Below are 26,264 nucleotides of genomic sequence, written 5' to 3' on the forward strand. Positions count from 1 at the left end.
TCAGCTGCGTGTGTGTGGCAATGGCAGTTTGCTGGTGTGCTTGATGGCGTCCAGGATGATGGTGGACTTCACGCTGCGCACCAGCGACAGCTGCATCAGCCGGTTCATCACAAAGCGCGATAGCGAGGGCAGGTCCTCCACCACAATGCGCAGCAGGTAATCGGCCTCGCCCGCGGTGGCATAGCATTCCAGCACTTCCGGCAGCGCGTGGATGGCTTGGGCAAATTCCCGCAAGGCACTTTCGTTGTGCCGCTCCAGGCTGACATGGGCAAACGCCATCACCGACAGGCCGATCCGGTCCGGCAGGATATTCACCTGATAGCCCTGTACCACCCCGTTTTCTTCCATGCGTTGCAGGCGGCGGCCTATCTGCGATGCCGACAGCGGAATCTCTTGCGCCAGCTTCTGGTGGGTGCTGCGGGCATCCTGCTGCAAGGCTTGCAGAATTTGCCAATCAAAGCGGTCTAGTTCCATTTTTGCGAACTTCCTGCATGAAGTGATTATTTCATGCGGGAAGTATGCAAAAAAATTGCCTTGTTGGCAAAACTTGCGGACCTGCCGCAGGCGCTGGCTTCTACACTGAAGGCATCCCCACCTACCGGATGTGCCGCCATGAACGAGCGCAGCGATTTTGTCGTTCCCGACATCACCACCCGCAAAAACCTGGGCCTGACCCACGATGCGAGCGATTACACCCTGCCACAGCCGCTGGAGCGCTACAGCGCGGCCGACCACGCCACCTGGGCCACGCTATACCAGCGGCAATGCGCAATGCTGCCGGGCCGGGCCTGTGATGAATTCATGCAGGGTTTGCAGCAACTGGAAGTGGATGCCGACCGCGTGCCGGACTTTGCCGTGCTCAATCAAAAGCTGCTGGCAGCCACCGGCTGGCGCATCGTGGCAGTACCGGGACTGATTCCGGATGATGTGTTTTTCGAGCATCTGGCCAACCGCCGTTTCCCGGTAACCTGGTGGCTGCGCGAACCACAGCAGCTGGACTACCTGCAAGAACCGGACGTCTTTCATGACCTGTTCGGCCATGTCCCGCTGCTGATGAACCCGGTATTTGCCGATTACCTGCAAGCCTACGGCCAGGGTGGAATGAAGGCCAAGCACCTGGGTTTCCTGCCGGTGCTGGCGCGCTTGTACTGGTACACGGTGGAATTCGGCCTGATCAACACCCCACAGGGCATGCGCATTTACGGTGCCGGCATCGTATCCAGCAAGACAGAATCGATGTACTGTCTGGACAGCGCCAGCCCCAACCGTATCGGCTTTGACCTGCAACGGCTGATGCGCACTCGCTACCGTATCGACACCTTCCAGAAAACCTATTTTGTCATCGACAGCTTCCAGCAGCTGTTTGATGCCACGGCGGTGGACTTCACTCCCATCTACCAACAACTGCTGCAACAGCCGGTACTGGGCGCCGGAGAAATCGACCCGGCCGACAAGGTGTTCCAGCGGGGCAATCGTGAAGGCTGGGCGGATACCGACGACCTGTAATCAGCTGCCACTTTTGCCCGCCATAAATGGACAAGGGCCAGCGCCGTGACGGCAGCTGACCCTTGTCTTGTGCCGCATGGGTTCAGGGAGCCGCTTCCACCCGGTTGCGACCGGTGCGCTTGGCGCGGTACAGCGCCTGGTCCGCACTCTTGATCAGCGCTTCCACCGACTTGTGCTGTGTCTGGTTTTCTGCCACGCCGATGCTCACGGTCAGTGACAGCGACAGCCCGGCTGTCACCAGATTGCGGCTGGCCAGCGTGGCGCGGATGCGCTCGGCCACCTGGATGGCGGTAGGCAGCCGGGTATCAGGCAAGATGATGAGGAACTCCTCCCCACCAAAGCGGCAGATGATGTCAGTACGTCGGCAGAACAGCCGCAGGATGCCGGCAAACTGCTGCAGGATGTTATCGCCCACATCATGGCCGTGTTCATCGTTCACCACCTTGAAGTGGTCGATATCCAGCATCAGCGCCGACAAAGGCTGTTGCGCCAGGCGCGCTTCTTCCCAGATTTGCGGCAGGTAGCGCATGGCATAGTGGCGGTTGTACAGGCCGGTCAGGCCGTCGGTCTGAGCGGCTTCCTGTGCCAGCCGGTTGTCGATGGACAGCTCTTCCAGATGACGGCGCAGGCGGGCCTGTTCCTGGCGCAGGTTTTGCTGCTCCAGAATCACGCGCTGTCCGGCCTTGAGCCGGGCTTGCAGGATGCGCGGCGGAATCGGCTTGCTGATGAAGTCGTCAGCGCCGCTGCTGAATACGGCAGCCAGATTGTCTTCGTCATCCAGAATGGTGAGCACGATGATGTACAGCTGCCGTCCATCCGGCAGGGCGCGCAGGCGACGGATCAGCTCCATGCCGTCCATTTCCGGCATGGCCAGGTCGGTTAGCACCAGCTGCGGCTGCTTTTGCAGGACCAGCTCAAACGCTTCCTTCCCATTGGCGGCAACATCCACCTGATGACCCAGGATCTGCAACAGCCGCTGCAGCATCAGGCGCTGGCTGGCTTCATCTTCCACCACCAGGATATGCAGCGGGGGCAGTTCTTCTTCGGCACCCGCCGGTTCGGCTGGCGCAGGCTGGCGGCGTTCTAGTAGCGAAAAGGACTCTTGTTTAGGTGTGCTGATGGACAGCTGGGCACTCCAGTCACGCCATTCCTGCACCACCTCGTCGCACAGCCGTGGGAAATGCGTCGGGTCGACTTCCAGCCTGCAAGCCTGCTTTTTCAGTTCTTCATAGCCATGCGCCCGTGCCTGGCCTTCCAGCAAGCACACATCGGCCAGACGGCTGGCCAGATGCAGGCATAGCGCCAGGCGGCCGGCGCGCGAGTGTTCCGCCACGTCCACCGGCGGCAGGTCTTCATGCTGGCGCACGGCATCGCAGAACATGGCCGGCAGGCCCCAGTCGCGCAGCAAGGCAGCGGCAATGTCCAGGTGGTGGTAGCCGAAACGGCTTTCTTCCTGGCGTGCCATGCCCCGTGCGTAAGGGTTGCCCTGCGCCTGAATCAGCGCGCCATAGTCGACCGGATGCAAGGTGGCCATGGCCAGTTGGCCAATGGACGACAGGATGCCGATGGTAAACAGCTCGCCCGGTGGCGCAATGCGTAATTGCTGACCCAACAGCTGCATGGCAGCACCGCAGGCCAGCGCACGCGACCAGTGCAGGTTGTAGTCAAATTGCTGGCACTCGCCACGGTGGTGTTCGGCCACCAGGGCAAAGGTGAGGGCGATCTGCCGTACCGCATTCAGGCCAATCGACATCAGCACATCCGGCGTCAGTGCCACGGCGGGGCGGCTGCGCACGAAAGAGGCGGAATTGGCCAGTTTGAGTAACCGGCCTATCATGACCGGGTCGGTATTCAGCACGGCAATCAGTTCGGGCAGCGGCACATTGTTGTGCTCGCTCAGCTCCATGATTTTCAATACCGTGCCCTTGGGGGAGGGCAGATTACCGCTGATTTTCAGTTCGTTGAACTTGCTGGCTTCAAGCATGCGGTGCTCCGGGAGGGGTGGGCTGCATGCTGAACTGCTCTTGTTCGTCGGCGTATTGCTGGCGGATGTTCATGACTTCGGGCCACAGGGCAAACAGTGCATCGACACAAGCCGGGTCGAAGTGACTGCCCTTGTTGCTTTCCAGGTAGTGCCTGGCTTTTTCCAGCGGCCAGGCAGGTTTGTAGGGGCGTGAGGAGGTGAGGGCGTCAAATACATCGGCCACCGCCACGATACGGCCCCATAAGGGAATGTCCTCCCCGCGCAGGCCGTGTGGATAGCCGCTGCCATCGTATTTTTCATGATGGTTCAAGGCCACCACGGCGGCGCATTGTAACAAGGGGGAAACGGAACCATTGAGAATTTCATGCCCGAACAGCGGATGCTGGCGCATGATGGCCATTTCAGGTCCGGTCAGTCTGCCGGGCTTGAGCAGGATGGCATCCGGAATGCCTACCTTGCCAATATCGTGCATGGGGGCGGCTTCCTGCAGCATTTCCTGTTCCGACTGTGGCAGGCCAAGCTGGCGGGCAACCAGCCGGGTATAGGCCGACATGCGCAGCAGGTGGGCGCCGGTTTCCGGGTCGCGGTATTCCGCCGCGCGCGACAGGCGCAAAATGGCTTCTTTCTCGCGGGCACGGATTTCCGCCGTGGCCAGTTTGACTTCTTCCAGCAGCCAGGCGGCGCGGTTGGCCAGTTGCTGACTGCTTTTGCGCAGCGCCAGCAGGTTGCGCACCCGCACGGTCAGTTCCACTTTGTCTACCGGCTTGGTGAGGAAGTCGCGTGCGCCCTGTTGCAAGGCCAGGTGGCGTACATCGCGTTCGGTGTCGGCGGTAACCATCACCACCGGCACATCCTGTCGTTGCGGCAGGGCAAAGAAGCGGCGCATGAATTCCAGGCCGTCCATCTCCGGCATCATGTAATCCAGCAAGACCAGGTCCGGTTCCTGTTCGGCACACCAGGCCAGTGCCAGTTGCGGGTCGGCAAAGGTATCGACCGTGACGCCTTCCAGTCGTTGCAGGATATGGCGTAGCAGCAGCAGGTTGGTGTCGTTGTCGTCCACTACGATGACATGGGACATCAATCATCCTTTCCGTACGCGGCAATGAAAGCCAGCAGGTCTTCCATTTCGCTTTCAATCTGCGTGGCAATGTGCCGGATGACCTCCGGCTTGCCGTCCTGCGCGGCGGCATGCAATTGACCAGCCAGCGAGGCGAGGGCGTCGGCACCGACATTGGCGGCGCTGCCCTTGAGTTCGTGCGCCAGCTGCCGCACCCCCTGTCCGCCATGACGCATGTCCAGCCGCAGGCGTTCACGCCAGCGCTGCAGTGAATCGCGGAAAATGTCCAGCATTTCGGCAATACCTGCCGGGTCGTCGCCCAGAAACTCGGTCAGGCGCTGCACGGTCAGGCTGCCTTGCACCTGACCACGCTGTGTAGTACTCACCACGGTGGCACTGGCAAGCTGCTGTGGCAGCCAGTGTTCCAGCAGGGCTTTGAGTCTGGCGTATTCGATGGGCTTGGCCAGATAGTCGTCCATGCCGGCTGCGAGGCAAAGTTCGCGATCACCTTCCATGGCATTGGCCGTCATGGCGATGACCGGCAGATGCCCACCTTGTGCGGCCTCGCTTTCCTGACGGCGCAGTACCCGCGTGGCGGCGTAGCCGTCCATGCCTGGCATCTGGCAGTCCATCAGGATGGCATCATAATGCCGCTGCGCTATGGCAGCCAGTGCTTCATTTCCGTCACATACCACATCAACGGTATAGCCCAGTTTGTGCAGCATGCTGGCGGCCACGCGCTGGTTGACCGGGTTGTCTTCGGCCAGCAGCAAATGGTGGTGGTGCTTGCCGGTGGTGGCCGGTGTGGCCTGGCTGCTGCCAACTTCCGGGGTATGCAGGCGAATGGTGCCTGGTGTCCATTGAATGGTGAGTGCATCCAGCAAGGCAGATTGCTTCATCGGCTTGTGCAGTACGGCAATGCCTTGCTGGGCCAGGTTGGTCTTGCGCTGGTTGTCCTGTGCCTGCAGGCAGACCACCAGCGGGATATCCTCCACGGTCAGGGTTTGCACTGCCTGCTCCAGCGTGGCATCCGGCAAAGGCTCCACCAGTAGCAGTACATCGGGCTTGCTGCCGGCCGTGTCCAGTCGGCGCAGGGTTTCCAGCATGGCGGCCAGGCTGTCGGTGCAGTGGTGCGGTATGGCCCAGATGTCCAGATAGTTCTGCCACAAGGGTTGCTGACAGGCATTGTCGCCAGCCAGCAGCACCAGGTGCTGGTCAAGCGGCGGGCTGGCTGCCAGGCAGCTGTCGCTCTTGACGGCATGCAGCGGAATGCTGATCCAGAATTCCGAACCTTCCCCCGGGGTGCTGTCCACACCGATGCTGCCGCCCATGGCCTCGGCCAAGCGTTTGCAGATGGCCAGCCCCAGTCCGGTGCCTCCGTATTTGCGCGTGGTGGAGCTGTCGGCCTGGGAGAAGGGCAGGAACAAGCGGCTTCTGGCCTGGTCGGTCAGGCCGATGCCGGTGTCCTTGACGCATAGCCGCAGCTTCTTGTCGTCGTGGCTGCCTTCGACAGTGGCGGAAACCAGCACCATGCCCTGTTCGGTGAACTTGATGGCATTGGACAGCAGGTTCAGCAAAATCTGGCGCAAGCGGGTCGGGTCGCCTTGCAGGCTGTCCGGGACTTCCGGGGTGGCAAAGCTGGCCAGGGTCAGACCCTTGCCGTGTGCCTTGTTGGCGAGAATGTCTACCGTGCCTTCCAGCAGCTGGCGCAGGGAAAAGTCTATGGTTTCGATTTCCAGCCCGTCGGCCTCTATCTTGGAGAAGTCCAGGATGTCGTTGATGATGGACAGCAGGGTGTCGGCCGACATTTTGATGGTGCGGGCAAAGTCGGATTGCTCTGCATCCAGCGGGGTGTCCATCAGCAGGTCTATCATGCCGATCACCCCGTTAAGCGGCGTGCGGATTTCATGGCTCATGGTGGCCAGGAATTCGCTTTTGGCGCGCGCCGCCGCCTCTGCCGCCTGTGTGGCTTGCAGCATTTGCTGTTCGCGCAGGCGCAAGGCGCTGATATCGGCAAAGGTGGTGACACTGCCTACCAGCAGGCCTTCCAGCAGCAAGGGGGTGTTGCTCACCCGTACTGCCACCATGCTGCCATCCTTGCGGAAGAACACTTCATCGCTGGAGTGATAGGTGCTTTTTTGGCGCACTGCCTCGTAAATCGGGCAGTCTTCCACTGACAGCGGCGCACCGTCAGGGCGGTGGTGATGAATGTGTTCGTGCACGTTCTTGCCGTGCAGTTCTTCCAGCTTCCAGTGCAAAATGTGTTCGGCCTGCTGGTTCATATAGGTCAGCAGCCCGTCCGTATCCATGGCGATGATGCCATCGTCCATATTGTCCAGCAGGGTGGACAGCCACAGCGCCTGTTTCTTTTGTGCGGTCAGATCGCGCAACACCACTTGCACACCATGTCCGGGCAAGGGAAAAAAGCAGGCCTGCATGGACAGGGCCTGGCCCATGCGGTCGTGCATGACCAGGGCGATGGCTTGCGCTGGCAGGCCGGCCTGTAGCTGCTGGCACTGGCGGTGGAAAGCTGCACGGCTATCCTCGGCGAGCACGGCGTAAACATTGAGCGTGCCCAGTTCGGTCGCGCAATAGCCCAGGCTTTCCAGCCAGGCTTGGTTGGCATGCAGCAGCTGTCCGTCGGGCTGGCAAACCAGTATCAGGTCGCCCAGCTGCTCCAGTTGCTGCAAGACAATGTGCTGCCCGTCGATACCCGCAGCGGGTGCGGATGTCGGATTGGTTTCAGCGCATGTTGTGGTGTCAGGCTGTTTGTTTTGTTCTTGCACGGCCAGCTGTGCTCCACCTGGGTTTGTCAGGCAAGGGTTGATTTGATCATGCTGAGCATTACTTGATGCTGTCCAGCGCCGCCACCAGGCTGTCGCGGGTCAGCGGCTTGGTGACAATTGCATTGAAGCCGGCTTGCAAAATGGTTTGCTGTTCGTCGCTCATGGCGTGCGCGGTGTAGGCAATCAGGTGCAGGTCCTGCCAGCGCGGCTCGCCGCGCAGCTGGCGGCACAGTTCGATGCCGCTCATGCCCGGCATGCTGATGTCCAGCAGCACACAGTGGTATTCGTTGTGCTGTAGATGTTCCAGTGCTTCGAATGCGCTGGCGGCCTGATCGGTCTTCCAGCCCATGCGTTGCAGAAACAGGCCTGCCACCTTGCGATTGATTTCGTCATCATCAACGACAAGAATGGTGTCCAGCTTGCTCATGCTTGTTTTCCTTCCAGCGGAATGCTGACGTGGAACACCGTTCCCACGCCGACTTGTGATTCAAAACCGACCTTGCCTTCCATCAGCCGTACCAGTTCCTTCACCAGTGCCAGCCCCAGGCCGGAGCCGGTCTGTGCCCGGGTGAGGAAGGCGTCTGCCTGGCGGAATTGCTCGAACACCAGTTGTTGCTGGTCTTGTGGAATGCCGCAGCCAGTATCGCGGATGGACAGCTGCAACTGTTGAGCGCTGACTTGCGCTGTCACGTGTATGCTGCCTTGCTCGGTAAACTTCACTGCATTGTGCATCAGATTGTTCACCACCTGGGTCAGCTTGGTCTGATCCAGTGTAAAGCGATCGGGGCAGCCTGCGGCCTGCTGGTAGTCAAATTCCAGCTGCAAACCCTTGCCTTCGGCCTTGGGTCGGAACAATTCCACCGTGTCACGCAACAAGTGGGCCAGATTCACCTCCACCATTTCCATCGGCATGCGTCCGGCCTCGATGCGGGCCATGTCCAGAATGGAGTTCACCAGCGTCAGCAAGTGCTGGCCACTCTTGTGGATCATGCTGGCGGTTTCCAGATCCCCCGGGTCGCTCAGCGTGGCTTGCAGGAATTCCGAGCAGCCCAGAATACCGTTGAGCGGAGTGCGCAACTCGTGTGACATGTGCGCCAGGAATTCGGACTTCATGCGGTTGGCCGATTCGGCTTGTGCCTTGCTGTTTTTCAGTCGTACCGCCATCCGGTACATCACGAAGCCGGCAGCACAAATCAGCAGGCTGACTACACCGGCCACCAGGAAGTAGGCATTGCGGTGCTCGTAAAAGTCCGCCATGGCTTCGTTTTCACCCACGCCCATCAGCACGGCAAGCGGGTAGCCTTCCACCGCACGGAAGCTGACTGTGCGCTGAACCTGGTCAATGCTGCTCAACTGCTGGTACTGGCCGTGATCCTTGCCCGGCCATTGCTTGAACAGCCCGCTGCTGTGGATGTCCATGCCGATACCGGCACCGCCCGCGCTGGTGCGGGCCCGGACAATGCCGTCCTGGCCAACCAGGGTGACCACCCCGGTTTTGCCCAGGTTCAGGTCTTTGTAGAAGCTGGTGAAGTAAAAGGGATCGACCGATACCACCACCACGCCGCCAAAGCTGCCGTCAGGCTTGTTGATGCGGCGGGTGAATTGCAAGGACCATTTCTTGGAGGCACGCCCCTTGACCGGTTTGCTGATGAATAGCTGGCCATTGTCCTGTCCGACATGCACTTTGAAGTGTTCCCGGTCGCTCAGGTCAACCCGCTTGAAGTTGGGCACACTGGACATTTCCAGCATGCCATCCGGGCCGATGATGGCGATCTGCACAAACAACTGACTCTGGATGATGCCCTGCTTGATGTAGTGCGGCAGGTCCATCTTGTTGCCTTCGGACTCGTACTCGTATTTCAGGAAGAGTACCGACTGGTCTACCGCGCGGATGGTGCGCGAAATGTGTTCCTCGAACACCCGGACCAGGTTTTCAGTCTGCCGCTGCATTTCCAGCTGGCTGCGTACCTTGTCGCTATTCACCTGCCACAACACCGCGCTCCAGATCATGGCAATCAGGAACAGGCTGAATAGTGGAATCATCCATTCCAGGTTCAGCACGCCAAGCCCGTGCTCATACAGCCGGGCAATGCCCCGTTTCTCTTGTTTCATCTCTCTCCCGCCCGCAGTATCCGCAGGCAACCAGAATCTTGTTTTATCTATCTGGCAGGTACTGCAAGAACCGACAGGTGAATGTCCCCCTGTCTTGATGCCTTGCTGTCATGCGCTGTGTGATCCGGTTTGCGCCACGGTGTGTTTTTTCAGCCTTGCCGCATGCTACATCACCTGCGGTAAGCGTATTTTGATATAAGGCATGCTCCTGTCTTTTATAGGTTTTATCTTTAAAAAACGACAGGGATTCCCGGTGGGAACTATTTAAATCACTGCCCACAAAGCCAGCATTACCCCGACGATCAGCACCCCCATCAGGATTTGTGAAGTATTACGCTCTTTTTGCAGGGCGGATTTCATCGTGCTGTTTGCCGCCTCCAGCCGGCTGACCTTGTCCTCCAGGGCCACGCGGGACTCATCCTGCATGGCCAGCGATTGCAACATGGCTTCACCGCCCACCTCCTGGATATGGTCTTTGTCCCACACCCCTAGCAGGCGGTTGATCTTGTCCTTGAAGAACAGGCCGGTGCGTTGCCCGGCATCCTGCCAGTCAAACTGGAAACCCTGGCTGGCATAAAAGGCATTGCGGCGCAGTTTTTCTTCTTCGCTGGCATTACCGGTAATGGCAATCAGGCCCGGGCTGATGGCGTAGTCCGGATAAATGCCCTTTACCCAGCTGATGGTCTGGGCAAACAAAAAGGTATCCAGACCCAGGTTATGAAAACCCTCGGTGCAGTTGATACCGTTCTTGGGCCCGAAGGTGACTGAACGGCTGGGATGATCCACCCGCACCCAGGCGCAGTTATAGGCAACATGAAAGCGGGCATCGTCATTGGCATAATGTTGCCACTGACTGCCTTCTATCCTGGCAAAACCGCGAAACTGCAGGCGGAAGAAATCTGATTGGCTTGTCATGGCGCGGCTGCGGTGCAGGATGCCATAGACCGGTGCTGACCCTGCAGTCAGGGTCAGTACGGATTCACCCAGCGGCATGGCCAGGGTGGCGAGGGTGTTCTCGCTTTCCGGCGCGCGCAGTTCGGGCTCGGGCTGCGAGGCTGGTTTGCTGGTATTGGCTGGCGTGTTCATGCGCTAATCATAGCGTACTCATGCTGCAGCGTTGTGCAGGAAATCCTGAAATCGGTGCATGCAGAGGGTGTTGTTGGTGCAGCGCAGCATATTTTCTCGGGTTTTACCGACGATTCATCCTGAAAAAAGCTGGCACGGTGTTTGCATATAGGAAAGGGCATACCCGGTGGCGCCGGGTTTGCGAGTGAGTCTGTCCCGTTGCAATCTGCGGCTTTAATCGTGCATCAAGCCAGGCCTGGGCAATTTGCCCAGGCCCTTTTTTTGTCTGCATATGGCCTGTTGCTGCAATGCGATGCCTGTGGCCCAACTTGCTTCTGGCAGCCAATCGCCATCAACCGGACAACAAGGACCTTACATCTGGGCCAGGCAACAGCCTTGCTTGTCTTTCACTTGGAAAAAGCAATAACCAGCCGCGCTAGCAAGAGGTGCTGGACTGAAGTTTGCGCAGCTGCTGCTCCAGGGCCTCCACCCGCAACACCAACTCGTGCTCGGTGGTGACATCGGAAATGATGCCGTACCAGGCCTGTACCTCGTCTTGTGCGTTCAGGGCAGGAAAGGCGGAGCTACGCATCCAGCGCCAGCTGCCATCCGGCCACAGAATGCGGAATTCGATAAGAAACGGTTGCTTGGTCGGCAGGTGCTTCAGCCAGGTTTCGCGTACGCGTAGCCGGTCGTCCGGATTCATGCGCGCCAGCCAGCAAGCGTGACGTTCCTGATAACTGGCATCTGGCGGGCAGTCCACGAATTCACCCATATAGTCCACCAGCCCGTCGGGCCCGGCACGCCAGGTGACATTGGGCCCCAGTTGCAGCACCGTCCGGAAGTGGGTTTCGCGTTCCCGCAACTGCTTTTCTGCTTCTACACGGCTGGTAATGTCCACCAATACCAAGGACACACCCAGCGGTAGTTGCTGGGCATCGACAATACGTTGATGGGCGATCAGGAAGGTGGTGCCGCTGGGTTGATGGCAGTACTCGGCGGTTTCACAGGCTTCCCCCGCCATCACCCGCACCAGCACCGCCATCAGGTTAGGAGACATTTCATGACCGAATATCTGACTGGCCGGTTTGCGCAGAATGTAGTCCAGCTCCACGCCCAGATAGTGCGCCAGCAACTGGTTGGCACTGACTATGCGCATTTGGCAATCGATAAAGCACAAGCCCACCGGGGAATCCTGGTACAGCGCTTCCAACTGGTGCAGGCGCTGAAACGGTGAAACATCCAGCGTGGAATGGGGCGCTTCGCCACCCCATTGCTGCAACAGTTGCAAGGCTTGCGCAGCCGGCACGGCAGGGGACCACAAAAAGCCCTGCCCGACATCACAACCAAGCTTGCGCAGTACCACGGCCTGTTCCGTGTTTTCCACGCCTTCGGCCACCACGGTCAGCCCCAGGCTTTGGCCTAGCCCCAGCACGGCAGTCACGATCCGCAGCGATTGCATGTCGCTGCTTAATGCCGCCACGAAACTGGCATCAATTTTCAGTTCATCAAACGGCAGTGAATTCAGCCGGGTGAGACTGGAATAGCCGGTGCCGAAATCATCCAGCGACAGCGCCATCCCGTGTTGCTTGAGGTCATTAAGGACTTGCTGCACGGAGGCGTTATCGTGGAACAGCTCGCTTTCCGTGATTTCAATAATGACCCGCGACAAGGGAAAGCCACTACCACCCACGATGTCCAGCAGGCCGCTCACCAGCGTAGGCAACAGGAACTGGCTGGGTGCCAGGTTGAATGCCAGTGTGAACTGGCCCGGCCAGCTGGCGGCCGCCCGGCATGCCTCACCCATCAGTTTCAGCAGCAAGTCATGCAATATTCCGCTGCGTTCGGCCAGTGGAATGAAGCTGGCCGGAGAAACACGGCCATGCTGCGGCGAATCCCAGCGGGCCAGCACCTCGAAGCCGGAAACGTGTCCGCTCACCAGATTCAACTGGGGCTGGAAGGCTGGCCAGAATTCACCAGCAGCGAGGCCATGCCGCAAGGCGACTTCCGATAGCGTGTCGGTCACTTTATCTCCTCGTTTTCTCACCGTAGTGAGGACGACAGAAAGCGGGGCATCATCAAGTTATTCTATGGTAATAGACTACTCCATGTGTGCTTGATTGCGTGGTTTGCAGGCTTGCCTTTGCGCAGCGGGATGGACGTGTCTTTCATGCAGCGTTGGGCTGTGGTTAAATCGCCCCGGCTTCTCTGACTTCTCTTTAGCTGCTGCAACAAGTGTGCTATGAAGCATACCGACTTGGTAGCGGGCTGTTTGACACCAGGGCGTCGAACACTGTTTCCGGGTTGGCCTGGCACCAATACTTGAAGAACAGCTGCTTCTCCAGATCGGCAAACAGGCGGGCAACAGTGGTTGAGCTTGGAATCACTGTGCGCGCTTCATCCCATTGCTGTGCCACCACGGCAATGGGCATTCCATCGTAGCCTCCCGCTTCGACAATCCAAGTGGCCTTGCCACCTGATATGCCTGGGAGCTCGCACGCTTTTTTCGCCTGGTAGATCAGCTCTGACAAAGACGCCGCGCTTGGCACGGAAAATGCGCAGACATGCGATGCACAGTCATCTCCTGCGCAGACACTATCTCTGTCCACCGTCAGCACCATGGATTCTGCCAGTGAAGTCATTAGTTAGTCGCTTTGTGTGGAAGGCGTTGCACAAGTCTACTGGAAATCTTGGCGGATCACTGTCTTGGCAGACCTCTTGTCAGAGCGGCTGGCGCTAAGGCAGCAAGTCGGCCAGACCGACCAGTTCTGCTGTCAGCGCAGATGACAGTTTTCTTCAGAAAGCAACCATATCTTACGGGTCACAATGATTGCGTTCAGGGCAGACCAACCAGGCAGCACAACACGCGGTAAAACAAACCAGCCTCAACTCTAAGGCCGGTTATATCGACTAGATGGCGGACTTATATCGAGACAGCCACGCTACTGTCTCCGGCAAGCCCTGCTGCAGCAAGGTTTCAAGATACTTATCCGGTGATTTGGGCGGATTTTTCAGACTGGCCCGACACGCCCTGACCGCCTCCAGCACCGAAGCCGGATTCAAATCGATAAGGTGCATGATGAACTCATCCGGGTGCTGGGCTTCCACATCATGACTAAGCAACGCATCGCCAGGAAAGTCTTTAAGGTTAAATGTCACGATGACACTACTACCACTGCGTATTGCTGCAGCCAGCACATGGCGATCTTCTTCATCCGGTAGGGTCAAGCTTTCAATCAGATACTCATGCCCAGTGACCACACTATCCAGTACGGCCTGATCCATGAGCGCGCGCGTACGCTGTAACTGAGCAGGCTGCAGGTCGGGGTGCCTCGCCAGCAGGTTTCTTGTCCATTCATCATGAATCTGATCAGACCACTTGGCCCGAAACAGATTAACTTGAGCAAGTTGCAGTAATAGATCACGCAATGGTGCCGGGTACAGCACACAGGCGTCGTAAACCGCAGAAAAACTCGACATTTCAATAACCCATGTTCAGTTCTTGCGCCTGGGCCGACAGTTCCTCCAATGCCTTCAAACGATCCGTATAGTTCCGGTTTTTGTACTGCACCAGATCCTGGTAGCGTACACGCCTATGGGTACCCACCTTATGGAAGGGAATATCCCCGGCATCCAGCAGCTTGACTAGGTACGGACGCGATACATTCAGCATATCGGCCGCCTCTTGAGTGGTTAGCTCCGCATGGACCGGAATCAGGCTCACCGAATTACCCTGTGCCATCTGCGCTAGGATATCGATCAACAGGCGATAGGCAGCAGTAGGAATCTGTACTGCTTCATGCTCACCTGCCTGGTCGATGACCCGAATCAACTGGGCGTCTTCCTTGCTGCTGAGGTACAGAGATAGCTGGCGACCACTTTCCTTGGCCAACGTTGCTTCGGCCTCGCTTGGAAGGCCGGTTACTACCGTCGTATTCATGATCTCGACTCTTAGGATTCGCGGGTTTACGGGTTTACGGGTTTACGGGTTTATGTGTTTACGGGTTTGCGGGTTTGCGGGTTTACGTGTGTTGCTAGTGTGTCAGATCACGACAGATGGCAGCTCCCATCTCTATGCACCATTGGATTTGCAAGCGTCTTGTGAAGCTGGCACTGCCAAGCTACAGACTCACTATACGCAAACGAAATAAACGAAACAAGCGAAACAAACGAAATATCGCCAATCATCAAGGCTATCTCCAGGTCGTTAGGCACTCATCAAGAAATGGAGCCGCCTTGGTTCTCGGTCGGAACGGCAAGCGCGTGGGGTGGATGCCCCAAAGGGGCGAACCACTGTGAAACGCTCGCGAATAAATCCATTTTCTCCGCGGTAAAACCACCGCACCGACGCTACCCATGGGCCCCGTCAAGCATGCCGACGGGTGACCGGGACGAGGTGTTAAGCGCCTGCTTTGTTTGAGCGATTTGACCTTAGCAAATCGCGAGTTCAGGCGCGCCTCCCTCCGGACGGACCCTGGCGGGCAGCCGCAGGCCATGCTTGTGGGGTGGCCTTGGAGGTGAAAGAGGGCTTGGCCAGGCAAGCCCTCTTTCCCGTCCGCCGTGCGGAAGCGGCATGTAAATCATCAGCCGCGTGAGCGGATGCTTGCCCTTTGTGTATCAATAGCGGCCCTTAAAAATCAAAGGCAAATACAACTTCGCGGGTCTCGCCCCGCAGGCGAGGTACTTTACTTTTGCTTCGCCAAAAGAAAGTACCCAAAGAAAAGGCGACCCGCAGCGCGTCGAATTCCCGCCCCAGCCATCCTGCCCAAGGCGCGGCTGAACTCGCACCGTGCTACCGTCACGGTGCTCAAACATGCAGCCGCTTAAAACCTTGGGCAGAACGTCTGCGTCGGCTCGCGCTGACGGGACCCGTTACTCTCGACCACCGTTTTAATCAGAAAAAGACTGCGTGCTTGAGGGAGATATTCGCCAAATGGACTCAGCCCGATTCCATTAATTACCACCGCACCAATGCGCCCATGGCCCCGTCAAGCTTGCCGACGGGTGGCCGGGGCGAGGTGTTAAGCGCCTGCAATGTCTGAGCGATTTGACCTTAGCAAATCGCGAGTTCAGGCGCGCCTCGCCCCGGTCGGGTCCTGTCGGGCAGCCGCAGGCCATGCTTGTGGGGTGGCCTTCGTGGTGAAGGAGGGCTTGGCCAGGCAAGCCCTCTTTCCCGTCTGCCGCGCGGAAGCGGCATGTAAATCATCATCCGCGTGAGCGGAGGCAAAACCTGATGATTTCCGCTACTTTTACTCGCACCGTGGCGGAACGCCCCGATAAGGCTGGGGCTTCCGCCCTACGGACTGACGCGTTGTCCAAGCCACGCGCGGTGAGGATTTTTCCTGCAAGGTGCAGGCATGTGCCCGGAGGTGTTACGGGTAAATCCGAAACGCTGACATACCTGCACATCTTGCCAGTGCTTACGGGGGTCTTTACTCTTGTCGGCCCAAGTTACGGGTCCTAGCCTTGCCAAGCTGTGTTAATCCACATGGCCGGGTCTGGCGATCCGTTTACGGCTTGGGCAGGCAAAATAATTGATAAGCCTGTTTGCACACCTGCACGCATTGATGTTTCTATGGCGGGCCAGGTGGGGAGACCTTAAGGTCTGCCGGGTCCAAGTAACCGGTTCGCCAGCCCCGCTTTGGCCTGCCACCCGCCTGGCGACGAGTTGGCAGCTAACCGTTCAACTTGGAGTCTTATTATGGGCAAGCGTCATTCATTATCTTCTGTTAGTCCTCCTCGCAAATTTACTTTTCATCGCAAGCAGCTCCGTGTCTTCCTGCTCGAACAAGGCCCGCGCTTTGTCGCTGCGGATGTGGCCAAACTGCTCAAATATCCCAATGAAACCGCCTTGCAAACTGCGCTGGGAGATCAATCCGCTGGCCTGCTGAAACCGGCCAAAGGCCCGGCCCTGCTTACCCTGAGCGAAACAGAACTGCGCGATGTACTGCGCACCTGCGGCAAACCACAGGCACAAGAGCTGCAACACTGGCTGGACCACACCTTGCCACCCCTCCTGCACAAGGGACGCGCAGCCGACCACGACATGCTGCAACTGGCCTACGCACTGGCCGGTGAGGCGGCGCGGCAGGTGGGGCAGGCGGTGTGGGAGTCGGTATTGGCGGGGGAGGCGGACTGGCAGCAGTCGCGCTGGCTGATTTCCCTGCACTATCAGATGGCGCAGGGACAGCGACGGCCATCGGGTAAAACGGTGGCCTTGCAGGCCGAGGTGAGTTCGCTGGCCGCCTTGGCTGAGCGCGTGGCGCAGGCCGGGCCCTTGCCGGTGAACAACCGCGAACTGATCAAACTGGCGGCGGCCTGCCATTTGCGTCTGGCCGAGCGCTTGCAAAAGCAGGCGCTGCGGGTTTAGCGCCGCTGCAGGGGGTGTGTGGGCTGCGTTTAGGCCCGCAACACCGGCAGCCGGTCAAAACGCTGGCCGAACAGCTGGCGGGCGTCTTTTCCCCACCAGTCTTGCACGACGGTACTGTAAATCTGGCGGAAGTCGATGGCATAAGGCAGGTTGCCATCGGTCAGTCCGGCTAGCGGGGCAGTCTGGCCATACAGCCCGCCCTTGACGCGGCCACCCAGCAGAAAGTGGCTGTTGGCGGTGCCGTGGTCGGTACCGCGATTGCCGTTTTCGCGCGGGCGGCGGCCAAATTCGGCATAGCTCAATACCAGGGTGTCGTCCCAGCGGCCTTGTGCCTGCATGCGGGCTTTGAGCAAGGCCAGGCCGTCGGCCAGTTCGCCCAGCAAGCGGGCCTGGGTGGGCTGCTGGTTGCCGTGGGTGTCGAAGCCGGTGAGGGTGATGCGTGCCACGGCGATGCGGGTGCCGTTTTGCAGCAGGTCGGCCAGGGTGTTGATGGCCTGGGCGAAGCCGCCTGCGGCACGTGGCGGCGCGGTGGGGGCTTCGGCCGGGTTGGCGGGTGGTTTCATGGCCGGTTGCTGCAGGGCGCTGGCGGCAGTGCGGATGTCGCCTTCCACTTTCAGAATGTGAGAGAGTGCGCTGCTGTGGCCTCCGGCTTGCAGGTCGGCAGCCAGCTTGGCCTGACGGGCGAAGTCTTGCGGGTTACTGAGCACCACGGCGCGGGCGCCGCCATCCAGCGGGCCCAGGTTCTGGCTGGACAGCACCACGCCGTCGGCAGCAAAACCGGACGGGGTGGGCTGGCTGCGGAACAGCCGGGTGAGCCAGCCTTCGCCCAGATACTGATTGCTGGCCGAGGCGGTTTCCCAGATTTCGATGGAGCGGAAGTGCGACAGATTGGGCTCCGGGTAGCCCACGCCTTGGAGCACGGCGACTTCCTGGTTTTGCCATAGCGGCAGCAGGCTTTGCATGGCCGGGTGCAGGCCCACTTGTTCGCTCAGTTGCAGTACTTGCGGGCGGGCAATGCCGATGGTGGGGCGCAGGCGGGCGTAGTCGTCGCTGGCATAGGGGATGACGGTATTCAGCCCGTCATTACCGCCCTTGAGTTCCACCAGCACCAGCAGGCGCTGGTAGCCCGCCGGGGCCAGGGCATAGCTGAGGTTGGGCAGGGCGGAAATCAGCAGCCCGGCACCCATGGCTTTGAGAAATTCGCGGCGTTGAAACATGGCAGTTTCCTTAATGGGCGGTTCAGTGCACTTGATAGGCCGGGTCCAGCAGCAGCGGGGCGATGGCCTGGGCACCGGTCATGTCGGCGGCTAGCGGCTGGGCCGGGGGCAGGGCCAGCAGCAGGCGTGCGGCATCGGCGGCAGTCTTGACGTGGTAGATGGCGGCCCACTCGTCCGGCTGTAACTTGATGGGGCGTAGCCCGGCCTGCACCAGGCGGCGGATGCGCGCTTCGCGGCCGCGTTGTTCATCCATCTGGCCGTCGGCCATGACAAAGCTGTTGCGGATGGGCGCGGCGTCGTGGCTCAGGCGGTCGAGAAACTGTTTGCGGGTGAGCAGGGTGTTGCTGTTGATCCAGACATCGCCACCGGGCCAGCCTTTGACATTGGGCGGGTTGAACACGTCCTGCCCCAGCTGGCGGTTAAGCCCGGCCAGCGCGCGCCAGTCCGGCGGGGTGAGGTCGAATGTCACCAGCGTGCCCACGGTCAGTTCCACTGGCGATTTCACCAGCTGGCCCTGGCTGTTCCAGAAGGCCGGAGTCAGCAGCATGGCGCGCAGCAGCGGGCGGATTTCGTAATTGTCGCGGTAGAACAGCGCAGACAGGCGTTTGATGTCAGCCTGGTCCGGGGTGGGGGAAATCAGATATTTCCATAGCTTGAGGGTGACAAAGCGGGCGGTTTGCGGATTGCGCAGCAGCATGTCCAGCACGTCGTCTCCATCAAAATTACCCTGCTGACCAAAGATGGTTTTATCGCCATTGTCATGCAGGTTCGGTCGGTAGACAAACTGGAAATCCTTGTCCAGCGACCAGCCGGTGAAGGCGCGGGCCGCTTCGCGAATGTCCTGTTCGCTGTAATGGCCTTCACCCAGGGTGAACAACTCCATCACCTCGCGGGCAAAGTTTTCATTGGGCTGACCCTTGCGGTTATTCACCGTGTCCAGATAACGCATCATGGCCGGGTCGCGGGCAATTGCGTGCAGGAGCTGGCCGAAATTACCCACGGCCTGCTTGCGCAGCAATACATTTTGTTGATACATCAGCTGGGGTACGCCAACTTTGTCTAGTCCGGAAACAAAATGGTTGTGCCAGAACAGGGTCATTTTTTCGGTGAACGGGCTGGGGCTGATGCGCATTTCTTCCAGCCACCAGCCACGTAATTCCAGTGCATGTTCGTTGCGTTCTTTTTGCAGGGCTTTCTTTTCGTCTTCGTTCAGATTGGCTTTGCCCGGACGTTCAAACGGTTCGTTTACCCAGGCGGGCGGGGCTGTGAGCGCGGTATAGCTGACATGATCGAGCAGCCGGTCCACCGCCTGCTGGCGGCTGAGCGGTGCATAGAGGGCAATTTGTGCCGGATTGGCCCCGAAACCGGTACGGGACAGCAAGTGGCGTGCTCCCTCCTCGCCGATACCGGCCCAGGCTTGCAGTGGCAGTATGGCGAGCAGAAACAGACGGATGACAATGTTCACGGATAGCCTCGCAGCAAAAACCAGCCCGCAACACGATGTGGCAACGGCTGCCAGTGCTGCGGGGCGGTAAGAATAGGCTGGCAGGCAGCCAGCCCATGGCTGGATTTTACTTGCCGATTTCCTTGCTGACTGTGTTTTCTTCCTGATTCAGGGTTTTTTGTTCCTGTTTGGTGATGTGACCGTGGTTCTGGCGGGCATCGGCACGCTCCTGCTGGCGGATGGCGCGGTCTTGCTGGTGCAGTTCACGGGCTTTCTGTTTGCCGATTTCGCCTTCCTTGCGTTCCTGGTGAATGCGCTTGTCCTGATTGGCCAGACGGTGATTCACTTCGGCGCGACGCGGGTGCTGCTTTTGCCATTCGGTTTCAGCCGATGCACTGGCAGATAGTGTGGCGAAGGTGATGGCGGACAGGCTGATCAGCATGATGCGGGTCGTCAGTTTCATGGTGGAGCTCCTGGGGTTATCTATAGGTACTGCGGTTGAACAAGCGTGCTGTTGTTGTGAATTCATCATGGCGGGAAAGTGTGTACAATCCTTTGATTGTTGGCGGCAGGGTGTTAATTTTCGTGAAAAACGGGTAACGCCTTGTAAGCGAACATGTCGGCAGGTATCCGAAGGATGCCGCCAATCACCAGGGGTGCCCTGTACGGGCTGAGAAACACCCTAGAACCTGAACTGGATAATGCCAGCGGAGGGAGCGTGATGCAGAAGGCCTACCCATCTGTTGTTTCGCTTGCTCCTGCGATTGCGCTTTGTCGCACGGAGAATGTCATGCAATTGTTCAAAACCACCACCTTGCTGGCCGCACTGTTGGCCGCCTCTCTGGTAAACGCAGCCGAGCTGCGGGTGCTTACCCATAGCTCGTTTGCTGTGTCCAAGCCGCTGCTGGCCGAGTTTGAAAAGCAGAACGGCGTGAAGCTGAGCATCATCAAGGCCGGGGACGCCGGAGAGATGGTGAACAAGCTGATCCTGACCCGCGCCAACCCGATTGCCGACGTGGTGTACGGCATCGACAACACCCTGATAGGCAAAGCAGCAGCCGCTGACGTGCTGCTGCCCATGACCGACAAGGGCGCAGCGGTGTCGCTGCCCGGCGCGGTAAGCATCGATTACGGCTATGTCACGCTCAACTACGACAAGGCCTGGTTTGCCAAGAAGCAGCTGCCGCTGCCCAAAACACTGGATGATCTGACCCGGCCGGCCTACAAGGACCTGCTGGTGGTGGAAAACCCGGCTACTTCCAGCCCCGGCCTGGCATTTTTGCTGTCCACCATCTCCGCCATGGGCGAAACCAAGGCCATGGCCTTCTGGGGCAAGCTGCGTGATAACGGCGTGAAGGTGAGCAAGGGCTGGACTGAAGCCTATTACACCGACTTTTCCCGCAATGGCGGTGCACGCCCCATCGTGGTGAGCTATGCCACCAGCCCGGCCGCGGAAGTGTTCTACAGCAAGGAAAAACTCACTGCTTCGCCTACGGGGAACCTGTTGTTGCCCGGTGCCGTGTTCCAGCAAGTGGAAGGCGCAGCGCTGGTGAAGGGCGGCAAGGAAGCGGCGCTGGCACGCAAGTTTGTCGAATTCCTGCGTTCGGACGCGGTGCAAAAGGATATTCCCACCACGATGTGGATGTACCCGGTGCAGCCGGGCATTGCGCTGGACCCTGTATTCCAGCATGCGGAAAAGCCGACCGCGCATACCACGCCGGATAGTCGCCAGATTGCTGCCAAGACCACTGCCTGGGTAGGCAAGTGGACGCGCATCGTGTTGAAGTCCGGCCAGTAATGCACACCAGTCCCGCGATTGCCGACATCCTCAGTCCGCGGCTGATCCTGCGTCATCTGACGCCGGACATGCTGCGTGCCAGCATGGAGGCACGGCTGGCCGAAGTTGCCACAGCACTGGGCAGCGCGGTGCCGCTGGACTGGCTGGAGGAGGCGGCAGTGATGTCGCTGCGGCTGGACCAGATGGAAAACGAGCCGGAATACGCGCCGTGGTCGATGCGTGCCATGCTGCTGCGCGAAACCGGCCAGTTGGTGGGGCATATCAATTTCCATACCTGCCCCGGCCATGCTTACCTCAAGGGGCGCGGTGACGTGGAGTTGGGTTATACCGTGTTATCGGCTTTCCGCCGCCAGGGCTTCGCCACCGAGGCCTTGCTGGCCTGCGCGGACTGGGCGGTGTGCACCGCTGGCGTCAAGCGCTTTGTCTTGTCCATCAGCCCGGATAATCTGCCGTCGCAACAACTGGCAGCCCGCCTGGGCTTTCGTTGGCTTGAACGGGTGGAAGACCCGGACGACGGCCCGGAAGACGTGCTGGTGGCCGACTGGCCTTTCCAGCAGGACCATGCATGACCGAGCGCCGCCGTACCCTTGTGCTGGCGCTGTTGCCGCTGGCCTTTCTGCTATTGATGTCCATCCTGCCCTTGTTGCGTTTGCTGCAAGAAGGGCAGGGGCAGTTCTCGCTTGGCCTGTTGGCCGATTCCTATCTGCAATGGCGCATTGTCTGGTCGCTACTGCAAGCGGCGGCCAGCTGTGTGGCGGCCTTGCTGGTAGGCCTGCCGCTGGCCTGGTGTCTGGCGCGCTACCGGTTTGCGGGGCGCAGCCTGACACTGCGCCTGCTGATGTTGCCCTTTGTCATGCCGACGCTGGTGGCCGGCATGGGCGTGCTGGCACTGTTCGGCCCGCAAGGCCTGCTCGGTATCAATCTGCAAGACACGCCCTGGCTGCTGCTGTACGGCAATCTGTTTTTCAATTTGCCGCTGGTCATTCGCGCCGCCTGTGAAGGGCTGTCCCAGGTGCCGGCCAGCCGCATTGCCGCAGCGCGCACGCTGGGGGCTACGTCGTGGCGGGTGTTCTGGCGGGTGGAGTGGCCAGCGGTGCGGCCCTGGCTGTGGTCGGCGCTGTGTCTGGTGTTTTTGTATTGTTTCTCCGGTTTTGGACTGGCGCTGCTCTTGGGTGGGCAGCGCTATGCCACGGTGGAGGTGGAAATCTACCAACTGGTGGCTTACGAGCTGAATCTGGCCGATGCCGGTGCGCTGGCTTTGCTGATGCTGCTGGTGACCGGGGCCATGGCCACGCTGTATGCCTGGCTGGAGCGCAGGCTGGCCTCGCCGCTAAAGGTGGACCCGCTGCCGCCACGCCCGCCGCAGGGCGCGCAATGGCTGCATCTGCTGGCGGCACTCGCTGTGCTGCTGCTGTTTGGCGGTTTGCCGCTATTGGCGGTGCTATGGCGTGCCATGCAGGCCTTGTGGCTGTTGGGGCCGACTGTGCTTGCCGATGAAGACGTGCGGCTGGCTGTGTACAACTCGGCCCGTTTCAGTGCGCTGGCGGTGTTGCTGGCGGCGGGGCTGGGCTGTCTGCATGCGCTGGCTGCGCGTACCAGCCTGGCTTTGCGGGCCTTGGCTTTTCTACCCTTCATCGTGTCGCCGGTCTGCCTGGCATTTGGCCTGTTGCTGCTCTACCCGCAATGGACGGCCAGCCTGGCCTTGCTGCTGGCCACCTATGCCTTGCTGGCCTATCCCTTTGTGGCGCGCAGCCTGGCTGGTGCGCTGGACAGTCTGCCACCGCATTGGCCACAGGCGGCGCGCAGCCTGGGGGCATCGCCGCTGCATACCTTTACCCGGGTGTTGTGGCCCTTGCTGCAACCGGCTTTCCGCCGTGGCCTGGCCTTTGCCGCTGCCACCGCGCTGGGCGAGTTTGCCGTCACCCTGTTTTTGTCGCGGCCAGAGTGGCTGACACTCACCACGCTGATTTACCAGCGGCTGGGGCGGCCCGGGCCGGACAATGCCGCGCTGGCCATGTTGTTGTCTGCTGTGCTGATGTTGCTGGCCTTGCTGGCGTTTGTGGCGATTGAATGGCCGTCGGCCACCGAGCGCCAACTGGAAAAGGAATCCTGACATGCTGCAACTGGATGCGGTAAGCAAGCGTTTTGGCGACAAGCTGGTGGCCGACCGGCTGAGCCTGCAACTGGCCGAGGGCGAGGTACTGGCTTTGCTGGGCCCTTCCGGTGGCGGCAAGAGCACCTTGCTGAAGATGATTGCCGGGCTGGAGCCGCTGGACAGTGGCCGCATTCTGTTTGCCGGGCAGGACCTGGCTGCCGTGCCGGTGGAGCAGCGTGGCTTTGCGCTGATGTTTCAGGACTTTGCCTTGTTTCCGCATCTGGATGTGCTGGGCAATGTCTGCTTTGGCCTGCGCGAGCGCGGCATGGCGCGCCCGGCGGCACAGCAGCAGGCGCGTGCCTGCTTGCAGCAGATGGGACTTGCCGGTATGGAGGCGCGCAAGGTGTGGACACTATCCGGCGGCGAGCAGCAACGCGTGGCACTGGCGCGGGCGCTGGTGACAGCACCACGGCTGTTATTGCTGGACGAGCCGTTTTCCAGCCTGGATGCCGACTTGCGCCGCCAGTTGCAGCTGGAGTTCCGCCAGCAATTACAGCGTCAGCACATGCCGGCGATATTGGTGACTCACGACCGCGAAGAGGCCTTTGCGCTGGCCGACCGGGTGGCGGTACTGAAAGATGGCCGCATTGTGCAGTGTGCCAGCCCGGCGCAGTTACTGGCCGCGCCAGCCACACCGTGGCTGGCCCGTTTTATCGGCTATGAAAATGTGCTGGAGGATGGTGTGGTGCCGGAGCAGGCTTTGTGCCTGGGCGCGGACCAGCCGCTGGCCCAGGTACAAGGCATCATCCAGCTGGCGGACGGCGTGCGGGTGACGGTAGCCAGCCTGGAAGGGCCGTTGACGCTCACCCTGTCAGCGCGCGAGCTGGCACGCTACGGCGGTAACTTGCAGGTAGGCGGCACGCTGGCAGTGGGCATAGACCGCAGCGCCATGCTGCGCTATGCCAGCGCCTGAACGATGACTCAAGCGCTGGCCGCAGCCGGTGTGCTGCTGTTGCTGCCGTTATTGGCGCTGGGCTGGCATACATCCACCCAGCGCGCGTTGGTGATGTCGGCCATCAGTGCCGGGCTGATGCGTACCGCGCTGTGAATGGCCCCGGCAGCCGGGAGTACTTCGTCAAAGTCGCGCAGCGAGGCATCCATATAGACCGGTAGCGGCTGGGCCAAGCCAAACGGGCAGACACCGCCTACCGGGTGGCCGGTCAGTTCCACCACTTCTTCCACTGCCAGCATCTTGCCTTTGCCAAAGGCCTCCTTGAACTTGCGGTTGTCTATGCGGGCATCGCCGCGCGTCACCAGGATGATCACCTCGCCGCCATTCAGGCGAAAAGACAGGGTTTTGGCAATGCGCCCCGGCTCAACGCCGTGGGCTTGGGCAGCCAGTGCCACGGTGGCGGTGCTGACTTCCAGTTCGATGATGGGTATATCCAGTTGGCGGGCGGCAAAAAAATCGCGGACGGATTGCAGGCTCATGGGGTAAACGGAAGTGGTTGGGATGGCACTCCACACTAAACGCTGATCAGTTGGCTGGCAAGTCGGGCGGCTTGTCAGCCTTGCTGTTCATTCCGGCGGGTTCATTGATTGGCGATCTCTGCCAGTTTGTCGCTGATGTCCTGCGCGGTGGCGGCTTGTTCCTCTGCCGCATTGGCGATTTCAATGACGAAATCCCGTACGTGGTTGATTTGCTCGACGATGGCGGCAATAGCGGCTTCTGCTTCGCTGAAGTCGCGCTCGGTGGCTTTGACTTGTTCGCGGCCCTTGTCCATCGAACTGATATTGCTGTGCACCTCTTGCTGGATATCGCGGATCATACTGCCGATTTCCTGGGTGGCCTTGGTGGTGCGCTCGGCCAGTTTGCGCACTTCATCGGCTACCACGGCAAAGCCACGGCCCATTTCACCTGCGCGCGCAGCTTCGATGGCAGCGTTCAGTGCCAGCAAGTTGGTTTGGTCGGCAATGTCCTTGATCACGCTGACAATCTGACCGATGGTTTCCGATTGCTTACCCAGCGAACCCAGATTGTCCGCTGTGCCGCTCACCAGTTCGCTGACGGCGCGCATGGCTGTGGAGTTGTTTTCAATCATGCTTTTGCCCTTGCGTGCCCGATCCAGCATTTCATTGGATGAGTCCGAGGCAGAAGAGGTGCGCACGGCGACCATTTCGATGGTGGCCGTCATGGCCTGCACATTGCCGGAAAGTTCGCCAATCCGTTCTTCCAGGAACAGACGGCGCTGGTCGTTGGCGTCGCGTAGCGCCTGGGCTTCCACTTCGGCTGAAATGTCCTGAAAACTGGCCATGAAACAGAGCAGCTTGGTGCTGTCCTGTGCGTCCCAGATGGGAAAGACTTTGGTCTTGAAGGTAACGCCGCCCACTGGAATCAGTGCTTCATGGTGGCTAATGCGCCGGACAGCAATATCTTGCAGAATGCGGCGGATGCGTTCCGGGTCGCGGTGAAACTGGTGAATGCTGTGCTGGAAGGCATTGTTGACATCCACACCGGCACGGAACTTCTCGTTCATCACGGTACGGTGATGGGCCAGTACATCCCGTGCGGTGCGGTTCATGTAGAAGATGACATTATCGGCGCTGGTATCGGCCAGCATGATGAGGTTGTCCACATAGTCCAGCATGGCGGTGAACTGGTAGAGCTGTTTTTCGCTGTCTTGCAAAGCCTGATTTTTGTTGCCGAATCCGAACATGGTGCACTCCTGTCAATGTGTCCTGTCGAAACCTCGCGTTTTCCCCACGGCGCATGCTGTGTACACGTTGACGTTCTTCAGGGGAAATGCAAAGGAAGCTGGCCGGGTGTCGC

22 protein-coding genes and 1 riboswitch are annotated in these 26,264 nt (G+C 59.7%); of the genes, 6 read left to right on the forward strand and 16 right to left on the reverse strand.

The features are described 5' to 3' along the window. A complete protein-coding gene (locus HWX34_RS13490; RefSeq protein WP_045846266.1) occupies positions 1 to 474 on the reverse strand; it encodes an Lrp/AsnC family transcriptional regulator in 474 nt (157 codons plus the stop codon). Between the two features lie 138 nt (positions 475 to 612). Here HWX34_RS13490 and phhA point away from each other — a divergent pair, with 138 nt between their 5' ends. After that, positions 613 to 1,506, forward strand: coding sequence for a phenylalanine 4-monooxygenase (gene phhA, locus HWX34_RS13495; RefSeq protein WP_178972723.1), 894 nt, complete (start codon positions 613 to 615; stop codon positions 1,504 to 1,506). An 82-nt stretch (positions 1,507 to 1,588) separates the two neighbouring features. On the opposite strand, the gene HWX34_RS13500 is transcribed toward phhA, so the two are convergent. From HWX34_RS13500 to HWX34_RS13545, 10 genes are all read right to left on the reverse strand, one after another. Further along, complete coding sequence (locus HWX34_RS13500) at positions 1,589 to 3,490, reverse strand: diguanylate cyclase (protein WP_178972724.1); 1,902 nt, start codon at positions 3,488 to 3,490, stop codon at positions 1,589 to 1,591. Next, entirely contained in the window at positions 3,483 to 4,568 is a 1,086-nt protein-coding gene (locus HWX34_RS13505; RefSeq protein ID WP_178972725.1) for an HD domain-containing phosphohydrolase, read from the reverse strand. Before HWX34_RS13505 ends, HWX34_RS13500 begins: the two co-directional genes overlap by 8 nt. After that, positions 4,568 to 7,333, reverse strand: a complete 2,766-nt coding sequence (locus HWX34_RS13510; RefSeq protein WP_178972726.1) for an ATP-binding protein — start codon at positions 7,331 to 7,333, stop codon at positions 4,568 to 4,570. The genes HWX34_RS13505 and HWX34_RS13510 overlap by 1 nt, the downstream gene beginning before the upstream one ends. Positions 7,334 to 7,391: 58 nt before the next feature. Then, positions 7,392 to 7,760 (reverse strand): response regulator, encoded by a 369-nt coding sequence (locus tag HWX34_RS13515; protein WP_178972727.1) that lies wholly within the window; start codon positions 7,758 to 7,760, stop codon positions 7,392 to 7,394. After that, a complete protein-coding gene (locus tag HWX34_RS13520) occupies positions 7,757 to 9,445 on the reverse strand; it encodes an ATP-binding protein (protein WP_178972728.1) in 1,689 nt (562 codons plus the stop codon). Before HWX34_RS13520 ends, HWX34_RS13515 begins: the two co-directional genes overlap by 4 nt. Positions 9,446 to 9,709: 264 nt before the next feature. Next, complete coding sequence (locus HWX34_RS13525) at positions 9,710 to 10,531, reverse strand: hypothetical protein (protein ID WP_178972729.1); 822 nt, start codon at positions 10,529 to 10,531, stop codon at positions 9,710 to 9,712. 415 nt (positions 10,532 to 10,946) lie between these two features. Next, a complete protein-coding gene (locus HWX34_RS13530; RefSeq protein ID WP_218645178.1) occupies positions 10,947 to 12,536 on the reverse strand; it encodes an EAL domain-containing protein in 1,590 nt (529 codons plus the stop codon). Between the two features lie 214 nt (positions 12,537 to 12,750). Then, complete coding sequence (locus HWX34_RS13535; RefSeq protein WP_178972730.1) at positions 12,751 to 13,152, reverse strand: hypothetical protein; 402 nt, start codon at positions 13,150 to 13,152, stop codon at positions 12,751 to 12,753. A 268-nt stretch (positions 13,153 to 13,420) separates the two neighbouring features. Next, complete coding sequence (locus tag HWX34_RS13540; protein WP_178972731.1) at positions 13,421 to 13,990, reverse strand: PIN domain-containing protein; 570 nt, start codon at positions 13,988 to 13,990, stop codon at positions 13,421 to 13,423. 1 nt (position 13,991) lies between these two features. Continuing rightward, positions 13,992 to 14,450 (reverse strand): helix-turn-helix domain-containing protein, encoded by a 459-nt coding sequence (locus tag HWX34_RS13545; protein ID WP_178972732.1) that lies wholly within the window; start codon positions 14,448 to 14,450, stop codon positions 13,992 to 13,994. Positions 14,451 to 16,211: 1,761 nt separating this feature from the next. Here HWX34_RS13545 and HWX34_RS13550 point away from each other — a divergent pair. Further along, positions 16,212 to 16,880, forward strand: a complete 669-nt coding sequence (locus HWX34_RS13550) for a hypothetical protein (RefSeq protein ID WP_178972733.1) — start codon at positions 16,212 to 16,214, stop codon at positions 16,878 to 16,880. 29 nt (positions 16,881 to 16,909) lie between these two features. On the opposite strand, the gene HWX34_RS13555 is transcribed toward HWX34_RS13550, so the two are convergent. From HWX34_RS13555 to HWX34_RS13565, 3 genes are all read right to left on the reverse strand, one after another. Further along, the gene (locus tag HWX34_RS13555) at positions 16,910 to 18,097 is read right to left on the reverse strand and encodes a DUF1501 domain-containing protein (RefSeq protein ID WP_178972734.1); all 1,188 of its coding nucleotides are present in this window, start codon (positions 18,095 to 18,097) and stop codon (positions 16,910 to 16,912) included. A 22-nt stretch (positions 18,098 to 18,119) separates the two neighbouring features. Beyond that, positions 18,120 to 19,562: a DUF1800 family protein gene (locus HWX34_RS13560; RefSeq protein ID WP_370459746.1), complete on the reverse strand. Its 1,443-nt coding sequence runs from the start codon at positions 19,560 to 19,562 to the stop codon at positions 18,120 to 18,122. A 106-nt stretch (positions 19,563 to 19,668) separates the two neighbouring features. Continuing rightward, entirely contained in the window at positions 19,669 to 20,004 is a 336-nt protein-coding gene (locus HWX34_RS13565; protein WP_178972735.1) for a hypothetical protein, read from the reverse strand. Between the two features lie 179 nt (positions 20,005 to 20,183). After that, positions 20,184 to 20,275, forward strand: a riboswitch (TPP riboswitch). Between the two features lie 56 nt (positions 20,276 to 20,331). On the opposite strand from HWX34_RS13565, the gene HWX34_RS13570 reads away from it, so the two are divergent. From HWX34_RS13570 to HWX34_RS13585, 4 genes are read left to right on the forward strand one after another with little or no spacing between them, the layout of a single operon-like run. Next, on the forward strand, positions 20,332 to 21,339 hold the full coding sequence (locus HWX34_RS13570; protein ID WP_178972736.1) for a thiamine ABC transporter substrate binding subunit: 1,008 nt from the start codon (positions 20,332 to 20,334) through the stop codon (positions 21,337 to 21,339). Then, on the forward strand, positions 21,339 to 21,908 hold the full coding sequence (locus HWX34_RS13575; RefSeq protein WP_178972737.1) for a GNAT family N-acetyltransferase: 570 nt from the start codon (positions 21,339 to 21,341) through the stop codon (positions 21,906 to 21,908). Before HWX34_RS13570 ends, HWX34_RS13575 begins: the two co-directional genes overlap by 1 nt. Further along, on the forward strand, positions 21,905 to 23,452 hold the full coding sequence (locus HWX34_RS13580) for an iron ABC transporter permease (RefSeq protein WP_178972738.1): 1,548 nt from the start codon (positions 21,905 to 21,907) through the stop codon (positions 23,450 to 23,452). The genes HWX34_RS13575 and HWX34_RS13580 overlap by 4 nt, the downstream gene beginning before the upstream one ends. Position 23,453: 1 nt before the next feature. Continuing rightward, entirely contained in the window at positions 23,454 to 24,407 is a 954-nt protein-coding gene (locus HWX34_RS13585; protein WP_178972739.1) for an ABC transporter ATP-binding protein, read from the forward strand. Between the two features lie 8 nt (positions 24,408 to 24,415). On the opposite strand, the gene HWX34_RS13590 is transcribed toward HWX34_RS13585, so the two are convergent. Next, on the reverse strand, positions 24,416 to 24,925 hold the full coding sequence (locus tag HWX34_RS13590) for a YbaK/EbsC family protein (RefSeq protein WP_178972740.1): 510 nt from the start codon (positions 24,923 to 24,925) through the stop codon (positions 24,416 to 24,418). 101 nt (positions 24,926 to 25,026) lie between these two features. Beyond that, positions 25,027 to 26,151, reverse strand: a complete 1,125-nt coding sequence (locus HWX34_RS13595; protein ID WP_178972741.1) for a methyl-accepting chemotaxis protein — start codon at positions 26,149 to 26,151, stop codon at positions 25,027 to 25,029. Positions 26,152 to 26,264: the final 113 nt, after the last annotated feature.

This window comes from Aquitalea sp. LB_tupeE (genome assembly GCF_013391415.1).
In the GTDB taxonomy this organism is placed as follows: Bacteria; Pseudomonadota; Gammaproteobacteria; order Burkholderiales; family Chromobacteriaceae; genus Aquitalea.